The following is a 25632-nucleotide window of genomic DNA, read 5'->3' as shown; positions in this document are numbered from 1 at the left end:
GCCATGCACTACCGCGAACTCGGAGATTCCGGCGTCGAGGTGAGCGAGGTCGGGTTCGGCGCGTGGGTCGTCGGCACCGACTGGTGGGGCGACCGCACCGAGGATCAGGCGGTCGAGATGGTCCAGTACGCCCTCGATCAGGGGATAACCTACTTCGACACGGGCGACGTGTACGGGCACGGCGACTCCGAGGAGCTGATCGGCCGCGCGCTCGCGGAGCACCGCGACGAGGTGACGCTGGCGACCAAGATCGGCTACGACTTCTACGACAACCCGCAGGCTGGTCACGGCGAACTCCCGAAGGAGCTGAACGAGACGTACCTCCGCGAGGCGTTCGAGAAGTCGCTCGACCGGCTCGGGACGGACCACGTGGAGTTCCTCCAGCTCCACAACGCCAACGTCGACGAGGTGACCCCCGAGGTCGTCGACGTCCTCCGCGAGTTCAAGGCGGAGGGGAAGGTCGACACGCTGGGCTGGGCGCTGGGCCCCTCCATCGGCTGGCTGGCCGAGGGCGACGCGGCCGTCGAGATGGACGTCTTCGACGCGGTCCAGACGGTCTTCAACCTCTTCGAGCAGGAGCCGGGCGCGCACTTCATCGACACGATCCGCGAGACGGGCTCGGACACCTCCGTCATCGCGCGCGTCCCGCACTCCTCGGGCCTGCTGAACGAGCAGGTGACGCCGGAGACGGAGCTGGCCGACGACGACCACCGCTCGCACCGGCCGGCCGAGTGGTACGAGACCGGCTGGGAGAAGGTCGAGGCGCTGCGGTTCCTCGAACGAAGCGGCGAGCGCACGATGGGGCAGGCGGCCATCGCGTGGCTGCTCGCCCACGACGAGGTGGCGTCCGTCACGCCGACGTTCCGCACCCGCGAGGACATCGACGAGTGGGCGGCCGCCAGCGACGTGCCGCCGCTCACGGACGCGGAGTACGAGCGCGTCCAGGAGCTGTACGACGCGAACTTCGAGATCGACGGCGACGACGGGATGGACAGCCTGCGTTCCTCGGTCGACGGCGAGGACATCGAGGCCGCCGGGCTCGACAAGCGCGCGGCGACCTACTGAGCGCGACCGCCTCGCGGCCCGGTCGCTCCCGGCCGCGGCCCCGAGCGCGGCGGCGGGAGCGTCCCCCGATCCAACTACTTCTCGACGGCAATGGCGAACAGGCAGCGTGGCTCCTCGCTCCGGGACCGGGTCGCTGCGCGCCCGTCTCGTTCGGCCCCGGCCTGCGGTCAGGTCACGGGGCGGATGCCGCGGTATCCCCTTTGAACGTTCGGACGGCGCTCGTGGAACGGTCCGCGCCTCGTCCGCCGCGGAACGCTGGACCCGGCCGGATCGGGAGCGCGGACGGAGCCCCTTCGGTTCCGCTGGAAACCGGCCGACTGCGGCGCGCTCGCGGCCAGACCGTTCACGTTCGCTCCGGTCGGTCGAGCCGCGGTCCCGCGGTTCCGCGGGTGGAGAGGGAACCGTTGCACAGTGCCGCCGCTCGGCGACTGTCGCGGGCGGCTCGGGAGAAAACCCATCGTCACAAGGGGCTCAGTGGGGGTAACCCTTCGTCACCGCCGCCCGTTCGGTTCCACGGGCTCGGCGGTAAAAAGCGTCCTGTCCCGGGTCGACGGCGACCTCCGGGCCGTTCCGCCGAGGATTGATACCGTTTGCCACGAAACGTGACGTATGAGCGACGGGAACGCGGCCGGGGACGCGGCCGAGGGTGAGAGCGCGGGCGAGAACGCGGCCGAGCGCGTGTTCGCCCACCGGGGCTGTGCCGGGCAGTATCCCGAGAACACGGTGGCCGCGGTCCGGCAGGCGGCCCCGCACGTTGACGCGGTGGAAGTCGACGTGCGCCGGTGCGCGAGCGGGGAACTGGTCGTCCTCCACGACCCCGACGTGAGCCGGGTGACCGGCGGCACCGGCTCCGTGGCGGAGATGCGCTACGCCGACCTCCGCGGGCTGGAGGTGCTCGACTCCGGCGAGCCGGTGCCGCGGCTGTCGGACCTGCTCGCGGCGGTCCCCGACGACCTGCTCGTCAACGTGGAGCTGAAGACCGCGGGACTGGCCGACGCGGCGCTCCGCGCGACGGGCCGCGCCGCCAACCCGGTGCTGTTCTCCTCCTTCTCGCGGCCCGCGCTCCGGGAGGTTCGCGAGGCGGACCCCGACGCGCGGCTCGCCGTGCTGTGTTCGAGCGACCCCGACGCGGCGCTCCGGACCGCGCGGGCGGTCGACGCCGAGGCGGTCCATCCCTCGCTCCGCCTCTGTACGGGGACGGGCGTCGTCGCGGCCGCCCGCGAGGAGGGGTTGGCGGTCAACGGCTGGACCGTCGAGACCGCCGCGGACGCCGAGACCCTGCGCTCGGCGGGCGTGGACGGGCTGATCACCGACCGCTGGGACGTGGTCTGAGGGGGTCGACGGCTCGGGCCGTCCGGGAACACCGGATGCACGCGCCACTACCGGCGGGGTTTTTGAGCGCGGGCGCGGAGACGAGGGCATGGAGCTGTTCGCCGTCCCCGACCTCCCCGAGATCAGGGCGGGCGACGACCTCGCGGCGATGGTCGAGGCGCGCGTCGACCTCCGCGAGGACGACGTGGTCTGTGTCGCCAGCACCGTCGTCTCGAAGGCGGAAGGGCGCGTCGTCGACCTCGAGGACTTCCCCGCGAGCCCCCGCGCCCGAGAGGTCGCGGCCCGGCTGGCCGAGGTGACCGGCGAGGAGAAGGACCCCCGGTTCGCGCAGGCCGTCATCGAGGAGTCGACGGAGCTGATCATGGAGGCGCCGTTCCTCCTCACCGCGACCCGGTTCGGCCACGTGACGGTGAACGCGGGCATCGACCGCTCGAACGTGCGCGACGGCGACCTGCTGCTGCTCCCCGAGCGCCCGAGCGAGAGCGCGGCGCGGCTCCGCGAGGGGCTGTCCGCGGACCGCGTCGTCGTCACGGACACCTCGGGTCGCCCGTTCAGACACGGCCAGCGCGGCGTCGCGCTCGGCTGGGCGGGGATGCCCGCGAGCCGCGACTGGCGCGGCGAGCACGACCGCGACGGACGGGAACTGGGCGTGACGGTCCAGAACGTGGTCGACGAACTGGCGGGCGCCGCGAACCTCGTCGCCGGCGAGGGGGCGGACGGCACGCCGGTCGTCGTCGTCCGCGACTGGGAATTCGGCGACCACGACGGCTCGGACGAGCACTACCGCGAGGTCGAGACCGACTTCGTGCGGCAGGCGCTCCGCGGCTGGGAGTACGACGGCTGAGCGGGACCCGAGACTGATCACAATGTTCGGCATCGAACTCACCCCGGAACACGAGATGGACAGACTAGTGGCGCTCGGCGAGCGCGCGGAGGCGGCGGGCTACGACGCCGTCTTCTCGACGTGTCACTACAACAACCGCGACCCGTGGGCTGTGCTCTCGCGGCTCGCGGCCGCGACCGACGACGTGCGACTCGGTCCCGGCGTCGCCAACCCGGTCGAGACCCACCCCGTCACGCTCGCCTCGAAGCTGGCGACGCTCGACGAGGTGTCGGGCGGGCGCGCGGTGTTCGGAATCGGACCGGGCGACCCGTCGACACTCTCGAACCTCGGCCTCGCCGACGAGCGCGGGCTTCGCCCCGTTCTGGAGGCGTTCAAGACGGCCCAGAAGCTGTGGGCCGGCGAGCGCGTCGACCACGAGGGGACCTTCGAGGCGACCGACGCGGGGCTCAACTACGAACCCCCGCAGGGCGCCGACCTCCCCGTCTACGTCGGCGGCGAGGGGCCTCACATGTGCAAGATGGCGGCCAAGCACGCCGACGGCCTGCTGTTCAACGGCGCGCATCCCGCGGACCTCGAGTGGGCGCGCGAGCAGGTCGCGGACGGCCTCGCGGACCGGCCCGACCATCGCGGCGCGTTCGACCTCGTGGCCTACGCCGCCGTCTCCGTCGCGGAGGACGGCGACGCCGCCCGCGAGGCCGCCCGGCCCCCGGTCGCGTTCATCGCCGCGGGCGCGGCGCCGCCGGTGCTGGACAGACACGGCGTCGACCGCGAGACGGCGAGCGCCATCGGCGACCGCATCAGCGCGGGCGAGTTCTCCGCGGCGTTCGAGACGGTAACCCCGGCGATGGTCGACGCCTTCTGTCTGGCGGGCACGCCCGCGGAGGTCCGCGAGCGCGGCGAGCAACTGGCCGAGCACGCGGACGGTATCGTCGTCGGCGCGCCGCTCGGCCCGGATCTGGAGACGGGCGTGGACCTGGCGGCCGAGGCGCTCGGCGACGTGTTCTGAACCCACGAGGATCCACGTCAGCGAACCGTCAATTTTTCAGACCGAACGGGCGAACCGCGACGCATGCCCTCCGAGACGGACGGACCGGGGCGACGATTCGATCCCGGTTTCGTGGTCCACACCGTCGCCAGCGGACGCGTCCTCGCGATGCTTCTCGCCGGCGGCTTCGCGGGATACGGTATCGGCGTGATCGATGACGGGACGGTTCTGCTCCCCATCCTCGGTCCCGTTCCCGGCCTGTTGATCGGCAGCGCCGGAATCGCCGTCGCCGCCCTCCTCTACCGGCGGACCGGCTGCTGTGACGGCTGTGGCGAGCAGGACTGTGGGTGTGCCGGCGACTGCGGCGACCGCTGTTCCTACGACGCCTGATCGCCCGCTTCGGGCGGGAAGAAGGGCTCGGGGTCCTCGTGGTGGAAGACGACGCGCTCGTCGTCGGTGAGCGGGCGGACGTAGGTGTTGGTCTCGCCGTCCTCGCGGGCGGCCTCCAGCCACGCCTCGGCCTCCTCGCGCACGTAGAACAGCGGGAGCATGACGGCGAGGCCGGCGTCCGTGTCGCGCATCACGAGCACGAGGAACGTCACGTCGCCCGCGGCCGCGCGGTAGGTCTCGTACTCGTCGAAGGCGTGGTCGTCGACCGTCTCGCGGAGCGCGTCGAACTGCTTCCCGGGGACGAGCGCGTCGAGGCCGACCCGGTCGCGGTCGGCGTTCGGGCGCGCGGAGGGGAGCGGCGTCACGTCACCCACGTCCAGCGTCGTCACGTCCCAGTCCGCCTCGCGGTACTCCTCGGCGGTCGCTTCGAGGTCCGCCTCCACGCGGTCCCAGAGGGTCGCGAAGCGGTCCCGCGAGCCCGTCGGGGCCTCGGCGTCCGCGACGGTCTCGGCGTCGCCTCCTCGGTCCGCGTCGGCGGCATCGGCGGCGTCCGCGGCGTCGTCGGTCATACCTCTTCCGGGGCGTTCGCGGTGCAAAAGGGTTCGGCTCCGGGCTCCGCGGCGGGGCGCAGGGACGACCGCGACGGTGGGCCGTCCCGGCCGACCGCGCCGCCGGACAGAAACGCTTACTCCGGGGGCCGAACCACCGGGGAACGATGACCGACCCCTTCTTCGACCGCCTCGCCGAGCGCATCGACGCGACCGACAGCGTCGTCTCGGTCGGCCTCGACCCGGACCCGTCCCGCATCCCGGAGTTCCTGCGCGACGCCGACCTGCCGCGGTGGGCGTTCAACCGCCGGATCATCGACGCGACCCACGAACACGCGGCCTGCTACAAGCCCAACGCCGCCTTCTACGAGGACCCCGACGGCTGGCGCGCGCTCCGGGAGACGATCGCGTACGCGGCGGGGAAGGGCGTCCCCGTCCTGCTCGACGCCAAGCGCGCCGACATCGGCAACACGACGCGGCAGTACGCCGAGTTGCTCGACCACGCCGACGCCATCACCGTCAACCCCTACCTGGGCCGCGACTCGCTCCAGCCGTTCCTCGACCGCGCGGACGCCGGCGTGTTCGTGCTCTGTCGGACCTCCAACCCCGGTGGGGCGGACTTACAGGACCTCGAACTCGCCTCCGGCGAACCCGTCTACGAGCGCGTCGCCGCGCTGGCGGACCTGTGGAACGAGAAGGGCAACGTCGGCCTCGTCGTGGGCGCGACCACGCCGGACGAACTGGCCGCGGTCCGCGAGACGGTCCCGGACCTGCCGTTTCTCGTCCCCGGCGTCGGCGCGCAGGGCGGCGACGCGGAGGCTGCGGTCGAGCACGGCCTCGCGCCGCGCGAGGGCCACGGCGTCGACGTCGGCCTCGTCAACTCCTCGCGCGGGATCATCTTCGCGGGCGAGGACGCGGCCGCGAGCGCCGGCCGGGACGAGGAGGCGGCCTACTTCCGCGCCGCCGGCGACGCCGCGAAGCGGCTGAAGCGCCGCCTGAACCAGTACCGGTAGCCCGTCTTCGCGCCCTCCCGCCCGACCTCTTCGGACCCCTTTTGTCCTCCGCGGCCGACGCTCGCGCATGCGCCAGTTCCTCGTCATCGGCCACGACGTCCCCACGACTCCCGACTTCGCGCTGGACGACCTCGCGGGCGCGGCCGGTCGGCTGGACCTTTTGTGTCGGTGCGTCAGCTCCGCGGTGTTCCTCTCGCACGGCATCCGCGAGGACGTGCGCGTCCACCTCGTCCTCGCGGACGAGTTCACCGTCCGCTTCGACGCGAGCGACCTCCGTCACCTCCATCCCGACGAGCGCAACATCGCCGCGCGCGTCCGCGGCGCGCTGGAGGAGCGCGACGGCGCCATCGGCCACATGCCAGCCGACGTTTCGCCCGGCGTCGAACTCTATCGCATGGGCGTCGCGGAGACGCTCGAGGCGGCCGCGAGCGAGGGGACCGTCGTCCAGCTTCACGAGGACGGCGATCCGCTCGTCGACGCCGAACCGCCCGCGGACCCCGTCTTCGTCCTCTCGGACCACCTCGATTTCTCCGACGCCGAGGCCGACCTGCTCGCCGAGACCGCCGAGCGCCGGGTTCGCGTCGGCCCGGAACTGCTCCACGCCGACCACGCGATCACCGTCGCGCACAACTGGCTGGACACCGACGGCTACACGAGCTACTGAAGATGGGAGAGCGGACCGACGAGGACGCGGGCGCCGACGCGAGCGGCGTGAGCGATCACGACCGAAACGCGGACCGCCGCACGACCGAGCCCCCGGCCGCGGACCCGCGATTTCCTGTGCCCCTCCGCGGCGTCGCGGTCGATCCCGAGACGCGATGCGCCCACTGGGACGACCCCGTGGACGTGGTCGCGCTCCGGTTCGGCTGCTGTGGGGCCTTTTACCCCTGCGACCGCTGCCACGACGCGGTCGCGGACCACCCCGCCGAGCCGTGGCCCCGCGATCGCTTTTCGGAGCCGGCGGTGCTGTGCGGCGTCTGCGGCGCGACCATGACGCCGCCGGAGTACTTCGCCTGCGGGGATTCCTGTCCCGACTGTGGCGCCGCGTTCAACCCCGGCTGTCGCGCCCATCGCGACCGCTACTTCGAGCCCCGAAGCGAGGAGTGAACTCGGCGTGAAACCGCGGGCGGGCGACACGGCGAGCGTGGGATCGCCTGTCGCGGAGTTCTCGGTTTCGGAAGGGTTAAAGGAATGTGCGCCGTCACTCAGAGTGCGGGCCGGTGGGGTAGCTTGGTATCCTTCGGCCTTCGGGTGGCCGTAACCACGATTCAAATTCGTGCCGGCCCACTTCTCCCGCATTTCTACGCGCTCTACCGACTGGTCCGTCCCAACTGCCGCGACGACCCGTCCGCGACCGGCTTACTCCCCGAACCGAAACACTGCGTACCCGATCGCGGCCGCGATCAGGAGGACGCCGACCGCGGCGAGGGCCATCGTCTCCGTGCCGACCGCGGCGGTCGCGGCTTCCGTGTGCTCGTGCCCCTCGTGTAGGAGGACGTTCATGGCCGATCTACCGACCGCGGCGTACAAGCGTCCTTCGAACGATTCCGGCGCGCGGACGGACCCGCCGCGTTTTATGTCCGGCGCGAGCGGAGCGGCGCGTATGACCGACGAGTCCGCGACGGAGGAGGTGGCGTGGGAGACGACCGCGACCGGGATCGACTACGCGTGTCCCGGCTTCGACGTGCGCCGGGACGAGGTGCGGTTCCCCGACGGGGCCGCCGGCGAGTACCACTACGTCGACGAGCCGCCCGCGGTCGTGGTCCTCCCGTTCACGCCCGACGGCGACGTGGTCGTCATCGAGGAGTGGCGGCAGGCGGTCGACCGCGTCAACCGCGGGCTTCCGGCCGGCGGCGTGGAGCCCGAGGACGGCGACGGGAGCGGTGACGGCGACCGGTCGCTCGCGGACCTGAAGGCGGCCGCCGCCCGCGAGCTCGCGGAGGAGACCGGCCACGAGGCCGACGCGTTCGAGCACCTGATCTCCGTGGAGCCGTCGAACGGCATCGCGAACTCCGTCCACCATCACTTCGTCGCGACCGGGTGCGAGCCGACCGCGGAACAGGCGCTCGACCACAACGAGTCGATCCGGGTGCGGACGGCCGACTACGACGAGCTGCTGGCGGCGGTCGTCGACGGCGACTGTCGGGACGGGCGCACCGCGCTCGCGGTGACGCAGTACGAGCTAACGCGGCGATAAGCGGCCGCCGAGACGGACCCGGCGGGGACCGGTCGCAGGCGAATCGTTAACCATTCGCCGACCCCAAGTGGGGGACATGAGTCGTGCCACCGCCGCCACCGGTCCCCTCCCCGCGCTGCTCGCGGTCGTGAGCAGCCTGGTGCTCGGGGCCGGGGGGCTCTTCTTCGGGTTCCTCCTCCTCAACGTCGCCGCGCTCGCCCTGGTGATCGCCGGGGTCGACATCTCGCCGACGCTCAACATCGTGCTCTCGCTGGCGTTCGTCCAGGGCGTCGGCTGCGTGCTGGTCGCGCTGGCGTACGTCCGCAACCGCGAGCGCGTCAGCGCCGCGGTCAACGACCTGCTCGGAGATGGGGGGCCCGGGGTCCCGTTCTCGGTCGGGTTCGCGTGGCCGAACCTGCGGGACGGCGCGGCCGCGGTCGGCGCGTACCTCGCCGCGTTCGTCGGCGGCCCCATGATCGCCGGGACGATCGCGGGGCTGCTCGCGCAGTCCATCGGCGCCGAGACGGGACAGAACAACGCCGTCGAGATCGCGCTGGAGAGCCCCGAACTGCTGCTGTTGATGATCCCGGCCTCGATCCTCCTCGTCGGTCCGGGCGAGGAGCTGCTGTTCCGCGGCGTCGTCCAGGGACGGCTCCGCGAGGTGTTCGGTCCCGTCGCCTCCGTGGTGCTCGCGGGCACCGTCTTCGCCGGCCTGCACTGGTTCGCGCTCAGCGGCGGCGACCCGGCCGGGAACCTGCTGTCGCTGGGAGTGCTTCTGGTGCCGAGCTACGTCTTCGGCGCGAGCTACGAGTACACCGGCAACATCCTCGTTCCGAGTCTCGCTCACGGGCTTTACAACGCGACGCTGTTCACGCTGTTGTACGTCCTGATCGCGTCCGGAGTGATGTGACTCGGCGCACCGATCGCCTTCTGAACGAGCGATCGGTAGCGTGACCAACGGACGGTGACCGCGGAGTCACCGCGGACCGCCATCACAGAAATGGACGGGCCGACGACGGAGCGAACGCCGCGGCGCTCACACCGTCACGGTCGCGCCCAACTCCGGCGCGCTCGCGTCGTGGCCGTCCGCGGAGAGCCGTTCCGCGAAGCCGGGCGCGTCGTCGCCGTGGACGACCAGTACCTCCGCGCCGCGGTAGGGGTCCAGGAACTCGCGGAGGCCGCCGCGGTCGGCGTGCGCGGAGAAGTCGTACGCCTCGACGGTCGCGCTCACCTGCATCACGCGGCCGTCGATCTCCGCGCTGCCGGTCTCCAGCAGGGACCGACCGGGCGTCCCCTCGACCTGATAGCCGGTCATCGTCACCGCGTTGACCGGATTCGCGCGGACCGCGGGGACGTACGTCATCGCGGGCCCGCCCGAGAGCATCCCGCTCGTGGTGACGATGACGGCGGGCTGGTCGGCGATGCGCTCGCGCTGGCCGTCGCGGCCGTCCACGAACCGGGCGTGGGCGATCGCCCGTCGGAGGGCGTCGGGGTCGCGGACGAAACCCGGATGGTTCTTCAGCATTCGCGCCACGTCGGTCCCCATCCCGTCGACGTAACAGGGGAGGTCGTGGGCCGCACAGACCAGCAGTAGCTCCTGCGTGCGCCCGATGGCGAACGCGGGCGCGACGACGGTGCCGCCCTCCCACAGCGTCGTCTCGACGCGGTCGACGAACCGGTCCTCGACGGTCGCACGCGGCTCGTGATCCACGTCCGCGTAGGTCGACTCGCAGACGACCGCGTCCGCGTCGGGGCGGGCCGTCGTTCCGGAGAGCAGGCGCTGGTCGTCGGTGTGGAAGTCGCCGGCGTACAGCAGCCGCGTCTCGCCGTCGTCGACCAGGACGTGTGCGGAGCCGGGGATGTGGCCGGCGTCGTACAGCGTCACCTCGTAGCCGCCGGCGGCGATTCCGCCACAGACCGGGAACGGCTCGCGGTAGCCGTGGCACCGCTCGACCTCGCCGAGCCGGCGGACGTGCTCGGCGGTGAACGGGCAGGTCGGGCTGTTGCCGCGGAGCTTGAGCGTGTCCCGCGCGAGCGTGCGGGCGAGCTCCCCGGTGGGCGGCGTCCAGTGGATCGCGGGGCGACGCCGCCCCGACAGCAGCGCCGGCACGGAGCCGACGTGGTCGAGGTGGCCGTGCGAGACGACGACCGCCTCCGGCTCCGGCGTCCGGACCGGGTACTGCGGCGGCTCGGCGGCCAGCGTGCCGAAGTCGAGCAGCAGTCGGTCGTCGACGAGCACCGCGCTCCGACCGACCTCGCGGGCGCCGCCGAGGAACTCCAACTCCATCGCCGGACCCTACCGGACGAGGGCGTTAGTGTCTGTCGAGTCCGGGTCTCCCGCTCATCGCTCGCAGTCGGTTCGACCGTCCACCAGCGCGGGGACCGGCCCGAGCAGCCACACCCACGCCGCCACGACCAGCGCGCCGACGAACTCGGGGAGTGCGAGGCCGGTGGCCGGCCAGAGCCCCGCGCCCCACGTCACCCACGCGAGGACGTGGCCGGCCGCGAGGGCGAGGGTGAGGCGACCGGTCGACTCGTTGCGGCGAGCGGCGCCGTCGACCGCGAGCGCGACCGTCGCGAGCAGGAAGAAGCCGACGGCGACGGGCGCGTGCAGGGCGGTCCCGCTCGGGAAGAGCCCCACGCCGGCCAGACAGAGCGTCCCGCCGCCGAACGAGACGCCGACCGCACGGCCGCCGCGCTCCGCCAGCAGGTGCGCGTACGGGAGTCCGAGCAGGCCGCCGCCGACGAGCGACGCGTTGAACGCGAGCGCGCTCGGCGCGCGGACGCCCAGGTCCGAGAGCGCGTCGGCCGTCCACGAGAAGGTCGGGTCCAGCGCCGTCGCCAGCAGGATCCCGCCGAGCGCGACGGCGGGGGAGGCGGCGCCGGCGGCGCGGCGTCGGCCGCCGAAGCGGCGGAGGGGCACGATACGTGACTCTCGCGCTCGGGACAAAAGGATGCCGCCGACTTCCGCGGGGGGACCGGTTCCGGGGAGCGAGCGGCCCTACCGCTGGGTCTCGTCCGCGACGAGGTACGTTTTGCCCCCGCGGCGCTCTAGGTGGAGTTCGGCACCGCGGACGTCGTTCGCGCGGGCGCGCTCCGGAAGGCGGTCGGCTTCGCAGTCGGTCACGTCGAGTCGTGCGCGGCCGGCGAACCGCGTCGAGGGGGTCGTTCGGGAGTCCATACCTCGAGATGCCCGCGTTGCTACCTATAACCGAGCCAAGGGCGGAGTGAAAGTGAAAGTAAGGGCGGGCGTCGGGTCGGCGCCGCGACCGGCGGTCGATCCCCTAGCGGTTCACGCCGGCCGTTCCGTCGTCCTCCACGACGCGGACGGTGAAGGGGGCGTAGCCGCCGTAGGCGGTGTCGAGCGCGCCCATCCACCAGTTCCAGCGCTCGGGGAGGGAGGCGTCGTCGGGCGCGTCCGAGAGGTGCCGCAGCACGTCCGGGACGGTCAGGGCGTGGCCGCGGTCGCGCTTCGGCTTGCCGGAGTCCGCGAGGTCGCGCGCCTGTCGTGCCACCACGCGCTGCTCCGCGTCCGTGCCGCCGAACTCCTCGGCCAGCGCCGCCTCCAGACGCTTCGCGTCCATGTCGCGAGATACGCACCGCAGGTATATGAGTGTGAAGGATTAGCACACGCCGTCCGGTCCGACGGGAAACGGGCGGTCCGACGGGAGCTCACGCGGGCGCCTTCGGAACGGCTTTCCCCCGGGCCGGTCACCTCTCGGGCATGAAGCTGTTCGGCTCCAGCGGCACGCGCGGGGTCGCCATCTCGGACCTGTCGCCGACGTTCGCGTTGCGCGTCGCGAAGGCCGCCGGGACGGTGTGGGAGGCCGACTGCGTCGCGGTCGCCCGCGACACCAGAACCACGGGGGAACTGTTCGCCAACGCCGTCGCCTCGGGGCTCGCGGCGGTCGGCTGTGACGTGGACCGGCTCGGCGTCGCGCCCACGCCCGCGGTGAGCCGCTACTGCGAGGCGGAGGGAGTCCCCTGCGTGCTCGTCACCGCCTCGCACAACCCGCCGGAGTTCAACGGCATCAAGCTCGTCGGCGACGACGGCGTGGAGCTCTCGGTCGACGCGCTCGAACGCGTCGAGAACCACATCCTCGGCGAGGAGTACGACGAGGCGACGTGGGACGCGGTCGGCGAGGAGACGCGCGTCGACGGCGTCACCGAGAGCTACGTCGACGAGGTCGTCGCGAGCGTCGACCGCGCCGCCATCGACGCGGCGGACCTCACCGTCGCGGTCGACCCCGGCCACGGCGCGGGCGCGCTCACGAACCCCGAGGTCTTCCGCCGGCTGGGCTGTGCGGTCGTCACCACGAACGCCCAGCCGGACGGCCACTTCCCCGGGCGGCTGCCCGAACCGGTGCCGGAGCACCTCGACGACCTCCGACGGCTGGTCCGGGCCGCGGACGCGGACGTGGGGATCGCCCACGACGGCGACGCGGACCGCGCGGTGTTCGTCGACGAGCGGGGTCGGTACATCGAGGGCGACGCCTCCATCGCCGCGCTGGCGAAGGCGGCCCTGGAGCCGGGCGACGCCACCGTCGCCGCGGTGAACGTCTCCCAGCGGCTCGTCGACGTCTGCGAGGCGGTCGGTGCGGACCTCGAGTTGACGCCCATCGGCGCGACGAGCATCATCACCCGGACCCGCGAACTACAGGCGGCGGGCACGCGCGTCCCGGTCGCGGGCGAGGGGAACGGCGGCGTCTTCTTCCCCGAGTACCGGCTCACGCGGGACGGCGCCTACATCGGCGCGAAGTTCCTCGAACTGCTCGCGGACGGCCGGACTGCCAGCGAGGTGGTCGAGCCGTTCGCCGACTACCACAACGTCCGCGAGAACGTCGGCTACGACGCGGAACCGGAGTTGGACCGGATGCTCGACGCGGCCGCCGAGTACGCGATGAACGCGGACGCCGACCTCGACACGAAGGACGGCTACCGGCTCGACTACGGCGACGCGTGGGTGCTGGTGCGGCCCTCCGGCACCGAGCCGAAGGTCCGGATCTACGCCGAGGCGCGCGACGCGGACCGCGCCCACGACCTCGCCGCCGAGGCGCGCGAGCAGGTCGAGAACGCGAAGTAGCGCATCTTCCTCGCGAGAAAAGTTCGGGACGGCTGCCCCGTCGGGACGTCAGTAGTCGTCGGCGTCGGGGTCGTAGCGGTCGCCGTACTCGCGGTCGGGGTCGACGGGCGCCCCCTCCTCCGTCTCGGGGGCGACGTAGTCGATGAACGCCCCGACCTCGGGATCGCGGACGGTCACCTCGACCGAGATGTCGCCCAACTCGTCGGGGTTGCCCACCGCGAAGTTGACGACGCCCTCGTAGGCGGCCTGCTTCTTGAGCCGGAAGGAGAACCCGGTCTCGGTGGCGTTGTCGCGGAAGACGCGCCGCGCGGTGTCGAGGATCTCCTGCTCGTGGAGCACGTCCGAGAAGGGGTCGAGGGTGTGCGCCTCCGCGACGAGCAGTCCCGGCTCGTGGGTCAGGTCGGCCTCCGGGAAGACGTTGTGGACGGCGTCGGCCACGCGGTCGGTCACCTCCGTGTCGTTGACCGGTGCCTCGATCCGCACGTCGACGCTGTAGATCATCGCTCGCCCTCCGCTTTCTCGGCGGTGTCCACGACGCCGAGCACCTCGCGTACGCGCTCGCGGAACGAGGCGAGCGACCCGGTGTTGTCGATCTCCACGTCCGCGGCGTCGAGGGTCTCGCCGAGGCCGAGTTCGAGTTCGCGCTCGTCGCGCTCGCGGAGGGCCTCGAGGTCGGAGTCGGACTCGTCGCGCCCGCGCTCGTGGAGGCGCTCGGCGCGGAGGTCGAAGGGGGCGCGGATCGCCACGAGCGTGAAGTCGTCGCCGAACGCCTCGCGGAAGCGCTCCGCCTCCACCATCGATCGGAGGCCGTCGACCAGCACCGCGTCGGCGTCGTCCTCGGCGGCCGCCTCGCGGATCCGCGGGACCGTGCGGGCCGCGACCGCGTCCGCACCCTCCTCCTCGCGGAGCCGCCCCGCCATCTCGCCGTGGTGCTCGGCGGGGTCGAGTCCCCGGCGGCGGCACTCCGCCCGGATGACGTCGCCCATGACGACCACCGGGACCCCCTGCTCCTCCGCGACCGCCGCGGCCTCCCCCTTCCCGCTGCCGGGCAGGCCGACGGTGCCGATGACTCTCATCGGTCCCGCTACCCGCGTCGCGGACTTATGTCTGCTGTTGCGGGCCGCGCCGCGGCCGGTGGCGCCCGCGGACGCGTCGGCGGCGCGCCACGGGAGCGCCGCCCGCGGCCGCGACCCGAGCGCGTCGACCGCGGAACCTAACCGCTTTTTACCGGCCGGGGATAGACACCGGACGAGGGCACGTAGCTCAGCCAGGATAGAGCGTCGGACTTCTAATCCGATGGTCGAGGGTTCGAATCCCTCCGTGCTCGTTCCCACTCCTTGTGTTCCGAAGTCCCGCGCGGTTCCGGACCACGCTTCTCGAGCGCCGACCGCGGTCCGGCGCAGTCCTTATGTCCCTGCTGCCCGCTTCCCCGCTATGAGCCACGCTCCCGCCCCGACCGTGGAGGAGGCGCTCCACACGACCCTCGACGCGCCCTTCGAGGACGCCGTCCCGTTCGTGCAACTGGAACACGAGCTGGCGGACTTCGAGACGGTGCAGGTGACCAGACTCGACGAGATGATCGCGGGCATGCTCGGCGACGAGGTGGAGCGGACCGCGCTGCTGGTGGTCTGTCACCCCCAGATCGCCCGGGACGCGCTCGCCATCGACCCGACGCTTGCGGGCCTGCTCCCCTGCACGACGGTTATCTACGAGTGCGCGGACGACGACCTCGTCCACGTCCACCACGTCTCCGCGACGAAGGCGATCCGCGACCTGGGCTGTGCGCCCGGCGACTGCGAGCCCGAGGTCGAGGCGCTGATCGACCTCACCGGCGAGCGCATGAGCGAGGTCTGGGCGAACATCGAGCGGCACGCCGAGTCCGCGACGCCGGCCGAGGAGTAGCCCTCAGGACCGGTCCGCGGCCCACGTCTCCACGTAGCCGTCCCGCACGTCCTCCGCGCAGCCCTCGCAGTCGGGGTGGCCCGCCTCGAAGCACTCGGGGCGGCCGTCCGCGCCGACCGCGACCGTCCGCTTCTCGGCGTGGCGTCGGCAGACGATCCGCGCGTCGCCGGCCGCGTCCGTCGGCAGGTCGTACCGCTCCGCGCCCGAGCGGTCCGGCTCCCCCTCGTCGTCCCGCCCCTCCGCGTACGCCCGCTTCGCCTCCTCGAACTGGCGGCCGGCCTTGCGGAGCTGCTGCCGGATGACGCGCCCGAGCCGGTCGTCCATGCGCGACCGTTCGGCGGCCGCGGACAAAGGTCCGTTGGCGCGGCCGGGCCTCTCGATCCGACCGTGCGAACGCCACCCGTGGCACCGGGTTCCACTCGAAACGGAGCCCGCGGAGAGCCGACGGCCGTCTGACGCCGTCGCCGTTCTCGGACTCCTTCCGTCGGTTTCCACTTCCACCCCGGTCGCGAAACCTTTTACGCCATTCCGCACCAACGGCCATGTGCCTCCCCTTGAAACACGACCGGAGGCAGTGAACCCCATGAGCGAACTGCGACAACACGCGGACGAGATCGCGGAACAGTTTTCGGACCAGTTGGACGTCTCGCCGGACGAGGTTGAAGAGCGGCTGGAGAACCTCGTCACGGAGTACAGAGTGCCCGTCGACGAGGCGCGCCGCAGCGTCATCAACAGCTACCTCGACGAGGCCGGCATGGAGCGCGAGGAGCTCGGCCGCGGCGGCAGCGAGCAGGTCCAGGTGAACGACATCGACGAGGACGAACAGTGGGTCGACCTGCGCGTGACGCTGGTCGAGCTGTGGGAGCCCCGCAGCGACGCCATCGCACAGGTGGGCCTGCTCGGCGACGAGTCGGGCACCATCAAGTTCGTCTCCTTCGACACCTCCGAGCTCCCCGAGCTGGAGGAGGGACAGGCCTACGAGCTGACGAACGTCGTCACCGACGAGTACGAGGGCCGCTACTCCGTGAAGCTCAACCGGACGACCGGCATCACCGAGATCGACGAGGAGATCGAGGTCGGCGACAACGCCGAGACGGTCGAGGGCGCCCTGGTCGACATCCAGTCCGGCTCCGGCCTGATCAAGCGCTGCCCGGAGGAGGACTGCACGCGCGTCCTCCAGAACGGCCGCTGTAGCGAGCACGGCCAGGTGGAGGGCGAGTTCGACCTCCGCATCAAGGGCGTGCTCGACGACGGCGAGGAGGTCCACGAGGTCATCTTCGACCGCGAGGCCACCGAGGAGCTCACCGGCATGACGCTGGAGGAGGCCAAGGACATGGCGATGGACGCGCTCGACACCACCGTCGTCGCCGAGGACATGGCCGGCGACCTGCTGGGGCGCTACTACCGCGTCAGCGGCCCGACGCTCGGACGCTACGTGCTGGTCAACGACGCCGAGGAGCCCGGGCAGATCGATGCCGAGGCCGCGCTGGTCAAAGCGAGGTCGATCTGAGATGAGCGGTAGCGCACCCACCCGCGAGGTCGCGCGGCGCGTCTTCGCCCGCGAGTTCAACGACGCCGGCTACACGTTCAAGGAGTCCGACGACGAGCGCGCGCCGGTCTACTCGCTGCTCCCGACCGGGGAGAGCGCGAACCGCGTCTTCTTCGTCGGCACGCTGACCGAGAAGGAGGACGTCGGCGACGACAGCGAGTACTGGCAGGGTCGGATCGTCGACCCCACCGGGACGTTCTTCGTCTACGCCGGCCAGTACCAGCCCGAGGCGGCCTCCACGCTCCGCGATCTCGAACCGCCCGCCTACGTCGCAGTCGTGGGCAAGCCCCGGACGTACGAGACGGACGACGGCTCGATCAACGTCTCCGTCCGCCCGGAGTCGATCACCGAGGTCGACGCGACCGTCCGCGACCGCTGGGTCGCCGAGGCGGCCGAGCGCACGCTCGAACGCGTCGCCCGGTTCGACGACGAGGGGAACGAGTACGCGCGCATGGCCGAGGAGGAGTACGATCTCGACCCCGAGACGTACAAGGCCGCGGCCCTGTCCGCGCTGGAGGAGTTGGCGAGCGAGGAGGCGGAGTCGGACGCCGGCGACGCGACCGACTCGGCCGACGCCCCCGAGGCGTAACGCTCCGGAACGGCCGGCGCGCTCCGACGCCCGCCGCGTTCTCCCCCGCCGCACCGATTTTCGCACACGCCTCCGTGCCGCAGCCGTGCGACCGCCACGCCGGGTCGCCGAGCGACCGCGGTAGCGTCTGACAAACCATTAAGTGGAACGGGCTGAGATAGTCGCCCAATGGGCAACAAGAACAAGACCATCTCGTTCCGCGTCAACGAGGACGCGTTCGAGACCCTCCGCGACATCGCCGAGGAGCGGGATATCTCGCTGTCGGCCGTCTTCCGCGACTACGTGGACACGCTGGTTGCCCACGACGGGCGCGTCCGGATCGTCCCCGAAGGCGAGTTGGAGGGCGACGACGAGACGGAGTCGTTCCCGCCGAAGGTCGAGGTCCCCAAGAGCTTCATCCGCGAGCACGAGCGGCTGGAGCTGGAGGCGGACCACCTCCGCGAACAGCTCGAGGAGCACAAACGCTACGTCACCTACCTGCAGGAACAGCTCGACGAGGACGACGAGGACGTGATCCAGCTGGAGGAGCTCGACGGCGAACCCGACGAGCCCTCGTTCCGGCTGGGCTGACGCGGCCGGACCGTTTTTCAGCCCGCGGCCGCCTCGCTACCCGGAGAGCGCCCGCTTCGCCTGCCGCGCCTTCTCGGCCATCTCCGCGTCGCCCTCCACGTCCGCGAGCGCCTCGACCGACTCGATGCGGCGGATCGCGGTGTCGAGGAACGAGCGCACGTCGCCCGTGTAGGCGTACACCATGTAGTCGTCGGTCATCACGTCGACGATGGCGTCGGGGCCGAGCCCCTGCGCGCGCAGTTCCAGCAGGTAGGCGACGAACTTCCGCTCCGGACAGCCGCAGTAGGGGTTCTGGTCGCAGTCGCAGTCGAGGAAGTCCTCCGCGAAGTCCAGCACGCGGTCGCGGGTGGTGCTGTCGAGCTTCGAGAGCCCCTCGCCCGTGAACAGCAGGTCCAGCGTCGCGCCCGAGAACGCCCCCTTCGGAATGGACGTCTCCAGCTGGGAGGCGAGCTGGCGGTGGTTCTTCACGTAGATCTTGTCCGTGATGGCCACAGTTGTCAGGGCGTAGGTCGGTAGCGGGTAAAAGCGCCGCGGTCAGAGGAACTCGCGGACCTCGGAGTACCACATGTCGTGGTGGTCGACCGCGCCGACGCGCTCGGCGACGTCGACCGCGAGCGCGTGCCAGCACCGCTGGTCGGGGTCCTCGGCGTCGAGGTTGTAGGTGGCGTCCGCGCAGTCGCACTCGCCCTCCTCCACGACGTACTCGTCCTCGTGACCGACGACGACGGTGAAGTCGCGGTACTGCTTCACCCGCTCCTCGGCGACCGCCTCGATGGCGCGCTTCCCGCGGTCGCCGTGCGTGTCGACGATGGCGGCGGCTATCGGGCCGGTCAGCTCTCCGGCCGCCTCGAGCGCCTCGCGCCAGTCGTCGACTGGGTCCACGCCCTCCGCTTCTGCCGGGCGCTCCTAAACCCCGTCGGTGCGGTGGTCGGCGTTCCCGAGGGGGGCCTCCCGAGCGTCAGCCCTTTGGCCCGGGTTTCCGTAGCCGGAGGCATGTTCGACGGCCTCCGGGCGACCGTCCGCACGCGCGCCGCTGCGCTCCCCCGCGGGCTCCGGATCCTCCTCGGCATCTTCGGGGTCCTGCTGTGGGTCCTCGGCGCGCAGTACCTCGCGGGCGACGCCGTCCGCGTCGCCGAGTGGGTCGGCGTCGGCGCGGGCGGTGGGGCCGGCGGCGAGGGGGCACTCGTCGCGGTCTTCCTGATCGCCTTCGGCGTCGCGCTCGTCGCCCCGTTCGTTCTCCTGACGGACTGGGAGGCGGGCGAGAGCGCCCGCAGCGCCGCCGCGATCCTCGGGATGATGGCGTGGTTCCTCGTCGCGGACGCGGCCGCGACGCCGCTCGGCGCCGTCGGCGTTCCCTACGGCGCCGCGGTCGCCGCCGTCTTCCTCGCGCCGTTTCTGGTCCTGACGGCGCTCCGCTTCCGGGGCGTCGGCGGTGACACGGCGGAGTCCTGCGGCCGATAGGGGCGACCGGCGCCCGGCGAGGCGACGGTTCTCGACGCGGAGCGCGGTGCTTTTCACCCGCATCCGCGAACGTCGTCCCATGAACGTCGAGGAGGGCGGCGTGACCGTCGAGGTGCCCGAGTCGCGCGACGGCGCCAGCGAGGGGACCGGCGAGGGCGTCTTCTTCAACCCGACGCAGGAGCTGAACCGGGACGTGACCGTGGCGGTCCTGCGGGCGTACGCCGACCGCGAACCGCGGGCCGCGTCGTACCTCGACGCGATGGCCGCCTCCGGGATCCGCGGGGTTCGCGCCGCCGCCGCGGGGTACGACGTCACCTGCGCGGACGTCGACCCCGACGCGGTCGAGTTGGCCCGCGAGAACCTCGCGCGCAACGACCTCGAGGGCGAGGTCGTCCACCGCGACGTGAACGCGCTGATGCACGAGCGCGTCTTCGACGTGATCGACGTCGACCCCTACGGGACGCCGGTCCCCTTCGCGGACGCCGCCTTCGCGAACGGCCGGAACCTGGTCTGTATCACTGCGACCGACACCGCGCCGCTGTGTGGCGCCCACCTCAACAGCGGTATCCGGAAGTACGGGGCCGTGCCGCGCAACACCGACTACCACCCCGAGATGGGGCTGCGGACGCTTTTGTCCGCGATGGTCCGGACCGCGGCGCGCTACGACAAGGCGGCGCGACCGATCCTCTCGCACGTCTCCAGACACTACGCGCGCACCTACCTCGAGCTGGAGTCGGGCGCGCAGGCCGCGGACGGTCAGATAGAGAAACTCGGCTTCGTCCACCACTGCGAGGACTGTCTGGTCCGGGAGCACGAGTTCGGACTCATCCCGACCCCCCCGGAGACGTGTCCGAACTGTGACTCCGAGCGCGTGCTGACCGCGGGCCCGCTCTGGCTCGGCGCGGTCGCGGACCCGGAGTTCGCGCGGGCGACGCGGGCGGCCGTCACCGACGACATGGGCGAGGCGAAACGGGCGCGCAAGCTGCTCGACGGCGTCGCGACCGAGCTCGACACGCCGACCCACTACGACCAGCACCGCCTCTACAAGCAGTGGAGCGAGCCGGCCATCGGCATGGACGACTTCCTGCACCGGCTCCGCGAGGCGGGCCACGAGGCGACGCGGGCCCACTACCACGGCACCGCGTTCAAGACGCCGGCGTCGGTCCCGGAGATCCGCGCCGCGGCGCTGGACGGGTAGCGTCGGCGGCCCGAGGGACCGCACGCTCCGACGACACCCGGCCGATTTTTCACCGCGTGCCGTGAACCGGTCGACGTGCGCGCCGAACTCGCCGCCCTCGTGAGTACGGGCCGTCGGATCGTCGAGGTGACCGAACAGCAGCGCGTGACGTTTCTGGCGGCGGGCGTCGCCTACTACGCGTTCATCTCGCTGATCCCCGCGCTGCTGCTTTTGGTCGCGCTGGCGAGCGCGCTGTTCGGAGAGACGTTCGCGAGCGCGGTGCTCGAAGTGACGAGCGGTTTCCTGACGCCCTCGGGCCAGGACGTGATCGAGAGCGCGCTCGCGTCCGCGGCGGGGCGCGGCGGGGCCACCGTGCTCGGCGCGGCCGTCCTGCTGTGGTCGACGCTGAAGGTGTTTCGCGGGCTCGATACGGCGTTCCTGCAGGTGTACGGCGTCGAGGAGTCGGTCTCCTTCCTCGACCAGTTGCGGGACGCCGCGACGGTCGCGCTCAGCGTCGGCGTCGGGATGGCGGCGATGGTCGTGACCGGTACCGCCGTCGCCGCGCTCGACGTGGTCCCCGTGCTCCGCCTGCTGAGCATCGCGGTCCTTCCCGGCCTGTTGACGCTCGTGTTCCTGCCGATGTACTTCATCCTGCCCTACCCCGCCGTGACCCTGCGTGAGGCGGTGCCGGGCGCGGCGTTCGCAGCGGTCGGGTGGACCGCGCTGCAGGCGGGGTTTCAGCTCTACGCCGCGAGCGCGGGCCAGTATCAGGTGTACGGCGTCATCGGCGGCGTGCTGTTGCTGGTGACGTGGCTCTACCTTGCCGCCACGGTCGTCATCGTCGGCGCGGTCGTCAACGTGGTGCTGGCGGCCGGCCGCGAACCGGGCTTCACGCACGACCCGGTCGCGTCGCCGCTCGCGCCCGCGGGACTCGCCGACCGACACGCCCTTGACGGTCCCGGCCGACCCCCGGTTATGAGCGAACGCAGCGAGGGCGACGCCGGCGCGGGCGAGGACGGGGAGCGCCCCCGCGGCGCGCCCGACGTCTCGGCGCTCGAGGCCGAGGTGGAGCGGCTCCGCGCGGAGTTCGACGAGTTCGAGGACGACGTCGAGCGCCGCACCGTCGACCGCCCGCGGCTGGAGACGGAGCTGAAAGCCTACGTCCGCAAGCGGATGCGGCGCGGACACGCCCGCGGCTGGGGGCCGTATCTCGTGCTGCTGTACGGCACCGTCCTGACGCTCGGCGCGTTCTACTGGATGGACGGGATCTACGCCATCGCCGCGATGGTGGTCCTCGGGCTCTCGACGCTCGGGCTCTACACGCTGTTCGTGATGGTCGGCGTCGGGCTCAACGCGCTGGAGACGCCCGGCAAGGCCCTCGACTACGTGCGGAACCGCGGGGAGGACTGAGGATGCGGAGCGTCGGCGAGTTCGTCGTCGTGGAGGCGCTCCCCGAGGTCGCGGTCGTCCTCGGGGCGGCGGTCACCACGCTGGCGGACACGTGGTTCGTCTTCGGCCTGCTCGCGCTCGTCTACTGGTTCCTGCCCGCGGAGTACGCCCCCGCGCCGCGGCGCACCGGGGCCGCGCTCGTCGCGCTGGCCACCTGCGCGCTGGCGATCCTCACCTTCCTGAAGGTGGGGTTCGGCCTCCCCCGCCCGCCGGCCGCGGCGACCCCGACGCCCGCACCGGGCTGGCTCCCGGGGGCCGCCGGCGCGTGGTTCGAGGGGACGACCGCCTCGGACGGGTTCGGCTTCCCGAGCGGCCACGCGACGGGCGCGACGATCACCTACCTCGGGCTGGCGACCCTGCTGGACCGGCCCGATCGGCGGACGCGCCTGCTCGTGGGGGGCGGCCTCGCGGGCGCGGTCGCGCTCTCGCGCGTCGTCATCGAAGTCCACTACCTCGTCGACGTGGTCGCGGGCGTGGCGCTCGGGACCGGCGTCCTGTTCGGCGGCCTGTGGCTGATGCGGCGCGCGGGCGCCGGGGCCGAGACCGCCTCGGCCGGCCGCTCCGATCCGAACCCGGACGCGCTCGACCCCACGCCGGTCTTCCTGGTCGCGGCCGGCGCCGGTGCCGCCGCGGCCGCGGTCGCCGCCGCGACCGGCCACCCCGGGAGCGTGCTCGACGGCGCGGTCGGTCTCGGGACGGGGCTCGGCGGCGCGCTCGGCTGGCGGGTCTGTGACGGCGACGAGCCGGCCGTGACGCTCCCCGTCGCCGTCCCCGCGCTCGTCATCACCGGCGCGCTGTGGCTCGGGGTGCTCGCCGTCGAACCGCCCCTCCCGCTCGCGGCCGCCATGGCGACCGCGGCGACCGCGGGAATCCTCGCGGCGCCCGCCGTCGGCGAGCGCGTCGCGGACCGCCGCGGAACGGGGCTCGACGCGTAAGTCGGCCGCCCCGGATCGCCGCCGCGCGGGCGCGCCGCTCAGTCGAGTCGCCCGCCGAGGAACTCCTCGACGAGCAACAGCAGGTTGTACGTCACGGTCACGGCGACGCCGACGAGGAGGAAGGCGAGGCGTCCGCCGCCGCCGGCGCTCCCGACGGCGACGATGAGGCCGCGGGCGACAAGCAGCGTCCCGCCGGTCGACAGCAGGTGGATCGCGGACGCCACCCGCGAGGTCGGCGAGCGCTCGACGGTCATCTCGTCGGCCATGCCGCCCCACGCGACCTCCGCGAGCAGCGCGAAGCCGGCGAGCGCGCCGCCGACGTACGCCAGCACGCCCCACACGTCCGGGACGCCGAACGCGTCGATCAGGAGCGCGCCGGCGCCCCACACCGCGAGCGTGTAACCGTACGCCTCCGACTCGGCGATCAGGTTGTACCCCAGTCGCGTCCGGGCGTTCATCGCCATCACGCACTCCCGCGGCGCTCATAAATGCCTGGCCGAGACGGCACGCGCACGGTGCCGGGTCGCGGCGACGCCGTTCGGCGGAGAAAAAATCGAACCGGGGGACCGCCGGTCCGGCGGTGCGGCCCGCTCAGAAGGTCTCGAGGTAGCGGTCCTCTTCCCACTCGGAGACCTGGGTGAGGTACTCCGCGAACTCCTGGCTCTTGGCCTCCGCGAACTTCTCGGAGACGTGCGGGCCGAGCGCGTCCTGAAGCACGTCGTCGCTCTCGAGCTCCTCGACGGCGGCGCCGAGGTTCGGCGGGAGCGTCTCGATGCCGTACTCCTCGCGCTTCGCCTCGTCGAACTCGTAGATGTCCTCGCGGACCGGGTCGCCGGGGTCGGCCTCGTTCTCGATGCCGTCGAGGCCGGCGCCGATGAGCGCCGCCATCGCGAGGTAGGGGTTACACGACGGGTCGGGGCTGCGGACCTCGAAGCGCGCGGAGACGCCCGCGGCGTCGGGGACGCGGACGAGCGCCGAGCGGTTCGTGTCGGACCACGCTACGTAGATGGGGGCCTCGTAGCCGGGGACGAGGCGCTTGTAGGAGTTGACGGTCGGGTTCGTGACGGCCGTGAACGCGGGCGCGTGGTTCAGGATGCCGCCCATGAACTGGTAGGCCGTCTCGCTCAGGTTGAACTCGTCGTCGTCGTCCGCGAAGGCGTTGTTGCCGTCCTCGTCGAACAGCGAGATGTGGCTGTGCATGCCCGAGCCGTTGATCTCCGCGATGGGCTTGGGCATGAACGTCGCGTGGAGGTCGTGCTGGCTCGCGACCGCGCGGACGACCGCGCGGAACGTGGCGATGTTGTCCGCGGTCGTCAGCGCGTCGTCGTACTTGAAGTTGATCTCGTGTTGGCCCTCCGCGACCTCGTGGTGGCTGGCCTCGATCTCGAAGCCCATCTTCTCCAGCGTGAAGATGATCTCCTTGCGGACGTCCGAGGCGAGGTCCTTCGGCGCGAGGTCGAAGTAGCCGCCGTTGTCGTGGGGGATCGTCGTCGCGTTGCCGTTCTCGTCGGTCTCGAACAGGAAGAACTCCGGCTCCGGGCCGATGGAGACGGTGTATCCCATGTCGTCGGCCTTCTCGAGGACGGACTTGAGCACCTGCCGCGGACCGCCGACGAACGGCTCGCCCTCGGTGGTGACGATGTCGCAGATCAGCCGCGCGGCACCGCCGTCGCCGTCGGCCTCGCTACGCCACGGGAGCACCGCGAACGTCTCGGGGTCGGGCACGAGCCGCATGTCCGACTCCTGGATCCGGACGAACCCCTCGATGGAGGAGCCGTCGAAGTAGATGCCCTCGGTGAACGCCTTCTCGGCCTGGTGGGCCGGCACGGAAACGTTCTTCACGACACCGAGAATGTCGGTAAACTGGAGCCGCAGGAAGTCGATGTTCTCCTCGTCGATGCGGTCGAGAACGGCCTGCTCTTTGTCGGTGAGCCCGCCGTCGGGTTTGGCGTGGTCGTCCGTCATGTTCTGGACGGATAGACACAGTATACCCAATATAAAGGTCTTATCGATTGGTGCATGAACCGCCGAGCAGAAATCGAAATTGGATGTTCGTAAAGTTCTAAACCCCTCCGCGCCTCGGGAGATGTAATGACGTACGAAAACCTCGACGCGGAACTCGTGAACGAACTCCTCGGAAACGGCCGCGCCAGCCTCCGCAGCCTCGGGGAAGACCTTGACGTGTCGGTGACTACGGTGTCCAACCACCTCCGCGACCTGGAGGACGAGGGCGTGGTGCAGGGGTACACTCCCGTCGTCGACTACGACAAGCTCGGCTACGACGTGACCGCCATCCTCCAGCTGAAAGTCGAGGGGAGCGCGCTCCCGGACATCACCGAGCGCCTCCGGCAGGAGAAGCAGATGGTCAGCGTCTACGAGGTGACCGGCGACTACGACGTGATCGCCATCGGCAAGTTCACCGACACCGACGGGATGAACGACCAGATCAAGACGCTGCTCACCGACGCGGACATCCGCGAGTCGAACACCTCCGTCGTGCTCAACGCGGTGACGGAGAACGAGCAGTTCGAACTCGACCTCCAGGAGTAGGGCCGTTCGCGGGC

33 protein-coding genes and 2 tRNA genes are annotated in these 25632 nt (G+C 71.7%); 22 read left to right on the top strand and 13 right to left on the bottom strand.

The window, feature by feature from the left end; all coding sequences use genetic code 11:
* The first annotated feature begins 3 nt into the window (after positions 1–3).
* From ACZ432_RS05670 to ACZ432_RS05650, 5 genes are all read left to right on the top strand, one after another.
* Complete coding sequence (locus tag ACZ432_RS05670) at positions 4–1065, top strand: aldo/keto reductase (RefSeq protein ID WP_426962801.1); 1062 nt, start codon at positions 4–6, stop codon at positions 1063–1065.
* A 609-nt stretch (positions 1066–1674) separates the two neighbouring features.
* Complete coding sequence (locus ACZ432_RS05665; RefSeq protein ID WP_426962802.1) at positions 1675–2397, top strand: glycerophosphodiester phosphodiesterase; 723 nt, start codon at positions 1675–1677, stop codon at positions 2395–2397.
* Between the two features lie 88 nt (positions 2398–2485).
* Positions 2486–3241: a coenzyme F420-0:L-glutamate ligase gene (locus tag ACZ432_RS05660; RefSeq protein ID WP_426962803.1), complete on the top strand. Its 756-nt coding sequence runs from the start codon at positions 2486–2488 to the stop codon at positions 3239–3241.
* Between the two features lie 22 nt (positions 3242–3263).
* A complete protein-coding gene (locus ACZ432_RS05655; protein ID WP_426962804.1) occupies positions 3264–4247 on the top strand; it encodes a 5,10-methylenetetrahydromethanopterin reductase in 984 nt (327 codons plus the stop codon).
* 63 nt (positions 4248–4310) lie between these two features.
* On the top strand, positions 4311–4616 hold the full coding sequence (locus ACZ432_RS05650; protein ID WP_426962805.1) for a hypothetical protein: 306 nt from the start codon (positions 4311–4313) through the stop codon (positions 4614–4616).
* Here the strand turns inward: ACZ432_RS05650 and ACZ432_RS05645 are convergent.
* On the bottom strand, positions 4604–5185 hold the full coding sequence (locus tag ACZ432_RS05645) for a DUF7529 family protein (protein WP_426962806.1): 582 nt from the start codon (positions 5183–5185) through the stop codon (positions 4604–4606). The two genes, ACZ432_RS05650 and ACZ432_RS05645, sit on opposite strands and share 13 nt — an antisense overlap.
* Positions 5186–5331: 146 nt before the next feature.
* Between ACZ432_RS05645 and pyrF the strand changes: the two genes are divergently transcribed.
* The 4 genes from pyrF to ACZ432_RS05625 all read left to right on the top strand — a co-directional run bounded on the left by pyrF (position 5332) and on the right by ACZ432_RS05625 (position 7464).
* On the top strand, positions 5332–6177 hold the full coding sequence (gene pyrF / locus ACZ432_RS05640) for an orotidine-5'-phosphate decarboxylase (RefSeq protein WP_426962807.1): 846 nt from the start codon (positions 5332–5334) through the stop codon (positions 6175–6177).
* A 67-nt stretch (positions 6178–6244) separates the two neighbouring features.
* Positions 6245–6841, top strand: coding sequence for a tRNA (pseudouridine(54)-N(1))-methyltransferase TrmY (trmY, locus tag ACZ432_RS05635; protein ID WP_426962808.1), 597 nt, complete (start codon positions 6245–6247; stop codon positions 6839–6841).
* Positions 6842–6843: 2 nt separating this feature from the next.
* Complete coding sequence (locus tag ACZ432_RS05630) at positions 6844–7284, top strand: CHY zinc finger protein (RefSeq protein ID WP_426962809.1); 441 nt, start codon at positions 6844–6846, stop codon at positions 7282–7284.
* 107 nt (positions 7285–7391) lie between these two features.
* Positions 7392–7464: transfer RNA gene (locus tag ACZ432_RS05625), tRNA-Pro, on the top strand.
* Between the two features lie 72 nt (positions 7465–7536).
* On the opposite strand, the gene ACZ432_RS05620 is transcribed toward ACZ432_RS05625, so the two are convergent.
* Positions 7537–7680, bottom strand: coding sequence for a hypothetical protein (locus ACZ432_RS05620; RefSeq protein ID WP_176696664.1), 144 nt, complete (start codon positions 7678–7680; stop codon positions 7537–7539).
* Positions 7681–7780: 100 nt separating this feature from the next.
* Here ACZ432_RS05620 and ACZ432_RS05615 point away from each other — a divergent pair, with 100 nt between their 5' ends.
* A complete protein-coding gene (locus ACZ432_RS05615) occupies positions 7781–8374 on the top strand; it encodes an NUDIX hydrolase (protein ID WP_426962811.1) in 594 nt (197 codons plus the stop codon).
* 76 nt (positions 8375–8450) lie between these two features.
* Positions 8451–9263: a CPBP family intramembrane glutamic endopeptidase gene (locus ACZ432_RS05610; RefSeq protein ID WP_426962812.1), complete on the top strand. Its 813-nt coding sequence runs from the start codon at positions 8451–8453 to the stop codon at positions 9261–9263.
* Positions 9264–9389: 126 nt separating this feature from the next.
* Here ACZ432_RS05610 and ACZ432_RS05605 read toward each other — a convergent pair whose 3' ends face one another.
* From ACZ432_RS05605 to ACZ432_RS05590, 4 genes are all read right to left on the bottom strand, one after another.
* Positions 9390–10640 (bottom strand): MBL fold metallo-hydrolase, encoded by a 1251-nt coding sequence (locus tag ACZ432_RS05605; protein ID WP_426962813.1) that lies wholly within the window; start codon positions 10638–10640, stop codon positions 9390–9392.
* Positions 10641–10694: 54 nt separating this feature from the next.
* Positions 10695–11276, bottom strand: a complete 582-nt coding sequence (locus ACZ432_RS05600; RefSeq protein ID WP_426962814.1) for a DUF998 domain-containing protein — start codon at positions 11274–11276, stop codon at positions 10695–10697.
* A 78-nt stretch (positions 11277–11354) separates the two neighbouring features.
* A complete protein-coding gene (locus ACZ432_RS05595; protein ID WP_058366268.1) occupies positions 11355–11534 on the bottom strand; it encodes a hypothetical protein in 180 nt (59 codons plus the stop codon).
* Between the two features lie 103 nt (positions 11535–11637).
* Positions 11638–11937 (bottom strand): hypothetical protein, encoded by a 300-nt coding sequence (locus ACZ432_RS05590; protein ID WP_426962815.1) that lies wholly within the window; start codon positions 11935–11937, stop codon positions 11638–11640.
* Between the two features lie 140 nt (positions 11938–12077).
* Between ACZ432_RS05590 and glmM the strand changes: the two genes are divergently transcribed.
* Positions 12078–13436 carry a phosphoglucosamine mutase gene (glmM, locus tag ACZ432_RS05585; RefSeq protein ID WP_426962816.1) on the top strand — a complete coding sequence of 453 codons (1359 nt, stop codon included), beginning with the start codon at positions 12078–12080 and terminating at the stop codon, positions 13434–13436.
* A 48-nt stretch (positions 13437–13484) separates the two neighbouring features.
* Here the strand turns inward: glmM and ACZ432_RS05580 are convergent, their stop codons facing one another.
* Together ACZ432_RS05580 and ACZ432_RS05575 are read right to left on the bottom strand one after the other, a co-directional pair.
* The gene (locus ACZ432_RS05580; RefSeq protein ID WP_426962817.1) at positions 13485–13937 is read right to left on the bottom strand and encodes an RNA-binding domain-containing protein; all 453 of its coding nucleotides are present in this window, start codon (positions 13935–13937) and stop codon (positions 13485–13487) included.
* Positions 13934–14512 (bottom strand): AAA family ATPase, encoded by a 579-nt coding sequence (locus ACZ432_RS05575; RefSeq protein WP_426962818.1) that lies wholly within the window; start codon positions 14510–14512, stop codon positions 13934–13936. Before ACZ432_RS05575 ends, ACZ432_RS05580 begins: the two co-directional genes overlap by 4 nt.
* 176 nt (positions 14513–14688) lie before the next feature.
* Between ACZ432_RS05575 and ACZ432_RS05570 the strand changes: the two genes are divergently transcribed.
* A tRNA-Arg gene (locus ACZ432_RS05570) sits at positions 14689–14763 on the top strand.
* A gap of 107 nt (positions 14764–14870) precedes the next feature.
* Positions 14871–15338, top strand: a complete 468-nt coding sequence (locus ACZ432_RS05565; RefSeq protein WP_426962819.1) for a DUF302 domain-containing protein — start codon at positions 14871–14873, stop codon at positions 15336–15338.
* A 3-nt stretch (positions 15339–15341) separates the two neighbouring features.
* On the opposite strand, the gene ACZ432_RS05560 is transcribed toward ACZ432_RS05565, so the two are convergent.
* The gene (locus tag ACZ432_RS05560) at positions 15342–15662 is read right to left on the bottom strand and encodes a DUF7091 family protein (protein WP_426962820.1); all 321 of its coding nucleotides are present in this window, start codon (positions 15660–15662) and stop codon (positions 15342–15344) included.
* Positions 15663–15921: 259 nt separating this feature from the next.
* On the opposite strand from ACZ432_RS05560, the gene ACZ432_RS05555 reads away from it, so the two are divergent.
* The 3 genes from ACZ432_RS05555 to ACZ432_RS05545 all read left to right on the top strand — a co-directional run bounded on the left by ACZ432_RS05555 (position 15922) and on the right by ACZ432_RS05545 (position 18046).
* Entirely contained in the window at positions 15922–16848 is a 927-nt protein-coding gene (locus ACZ432_RS05555) for a replication factor A (protein ID WP_426962821.1), read from the top strand.
* 1 nt (position 16849) lies between these two features.
* A complete protein-coding gene (locus ACZ432_RS05550; protein WP_426962822.1) occupies positions 16850–17476 on the top strand; it encodes an RPA family protein in 627 nt (208 codons plus the stop codon).
* Between the two features lie 168 nt (positions 17477–17644).
* Positions 17645–18046 carry a CopG family transcriptional regulator gene (locus ACZ432_RS05545; RefSeq protein ID WP_426962823.1) on the top strand — a complete coding sequence of 134 codons (402 nt, stop codon included), beginning with the start codon at positions 17645–17647 and terminating at the stop codon, positions 18044–18046.
* A gap of 36 nt (positions 18047–18082) precedes the next feature.
* Here ACZ432_RS05545 and ACZ432_RS05540 read toward each other — a convergent pair whose 3' ends face one another.
* Complete coding sequence (locus ACZ432_RS05540) at positions 18083–18538, bottom strand: DUF5814 domain-containing protein (protein ID WP_426962824.1); 456 nt, start codon at positions 18536–18538, stop codon at positions 18083–18085.
* A 42-nt stretch (positions 18539–18580) separates the two neighbouring features.
* Positions 18581–18928, bottom strand: a complete 348-nt coding sequence (locus ACZ432_RS05535) for a hypothetical protein (protein ID WP_058366257.1) — start codon at positions 18926–18928, stop codon at positions 18581–18583.
* A 111-nt stretch (positions 18929–19039) separates the two neighbouring features.
* On the opposite strand from ACZ432_RS05535, the gene ACZ432_RS05530 reads away from it, so the two are divergent.
* The 4 genes from ACZ432_RS05530 (at position 19040) to ACZ432_RS05515 (ending at position 23068) form a co-directional block, all read left to right on the top strand.
* Positions 19040–19507 (top strand): hypothetical protein, encoded by a 468-nt coding sequence (locus ACZ432_RS05530; RefSeq protein WP_426962825.1) that lies wholly within the window; start codon positions 19040–19042, stop codon positions 19505–19507.
* Between the two features lie 79 nt (positions 19508–19586).
* A complete protein-coding gene (locus tag ACZ432_RS05525) occupies positions 19587–20705 on the top strand; it encodes a tRNA (guanine(26)-N(2))-dimethyltransferase (RefSeq protein WP_426962826.1) in 1119 nt (372 codons plus the stop codon).
* Positions 20706–20780: 75 nt separating this feature from the next.
* Positions 20781–22094 carry a YihY/virulence factor BrkB family protein gene (locus ACZ432_RS05520; RefSeq protein ID WP_426962827.1) on the top strand — a complete coding sequence of 438 codons (1314 nt, stop codon included), beginning with the start codon at positions 20781–20783 and terminating at the stop codon, positions 22092–22094.
* A gap of 2 nt (positions 22095–22096) precedes the next feature.
* Positions 22097–23068 (top strand): phosphatase PAP2 family protein, encoded by a 972-nt coding sequence (locus ACZ432_RS05515; protein ID WP_426962828.1) that lies wholly within the window; start codon positions 22097–22099, stop codon positions 23066–23068.
* 38 nt (positions 23069–23106) lie between these two features.
* Here ACZ432_RS05515 and ACZ432_RS05510 read toward each other — a convergent pair whose 3' ends face one another.
* Positions 23107–23526, bottom strand: coding sequence for a hypothetical protein (locus ACZ432_RS05510; RefSeq protein WP_426962830.1), 420 nt, complete (start codon positions 23524–23526; stop codon positions 23107–23109).
* A gap of 133 nt (positions 23527–23659) precedes the next feature.
* Positions 23660–25033, bottom strand: a complete 1374-nt coding sequence (gene glnA, locus ACZ432_RS05505; RefSeq protein WP_426962831.1) for a type I glutamate--ammonia ligase — start codon at positions 25031–25033, stop codon at positions 23660–23662.
* A 126-nt stretch (positions 25034–25159) separates the two neighbouring features.
* Here glnA and lrp point away from each other — a divergent pair, with 126 nt between their 5' ends.
* Complete coding sequence (gene lrp, locus ACZ432_RS05500) at positions 25160–25618, top strand: HTH-type transcriptional regulator Lrp (protein WP_426962832.1); 459 nt, start codon at positions 25160–25162, stop codon at positions 25616–25618.
* Positions 25619–25632 lie beyond the last annotated feature (14 nt).

It is taken from the genome of Haloparvum alkalitolerans (assembly GCF_055381565.1).
This window is presented reverse-complemented; position numbering and strand designations above follow the sequence as displayed.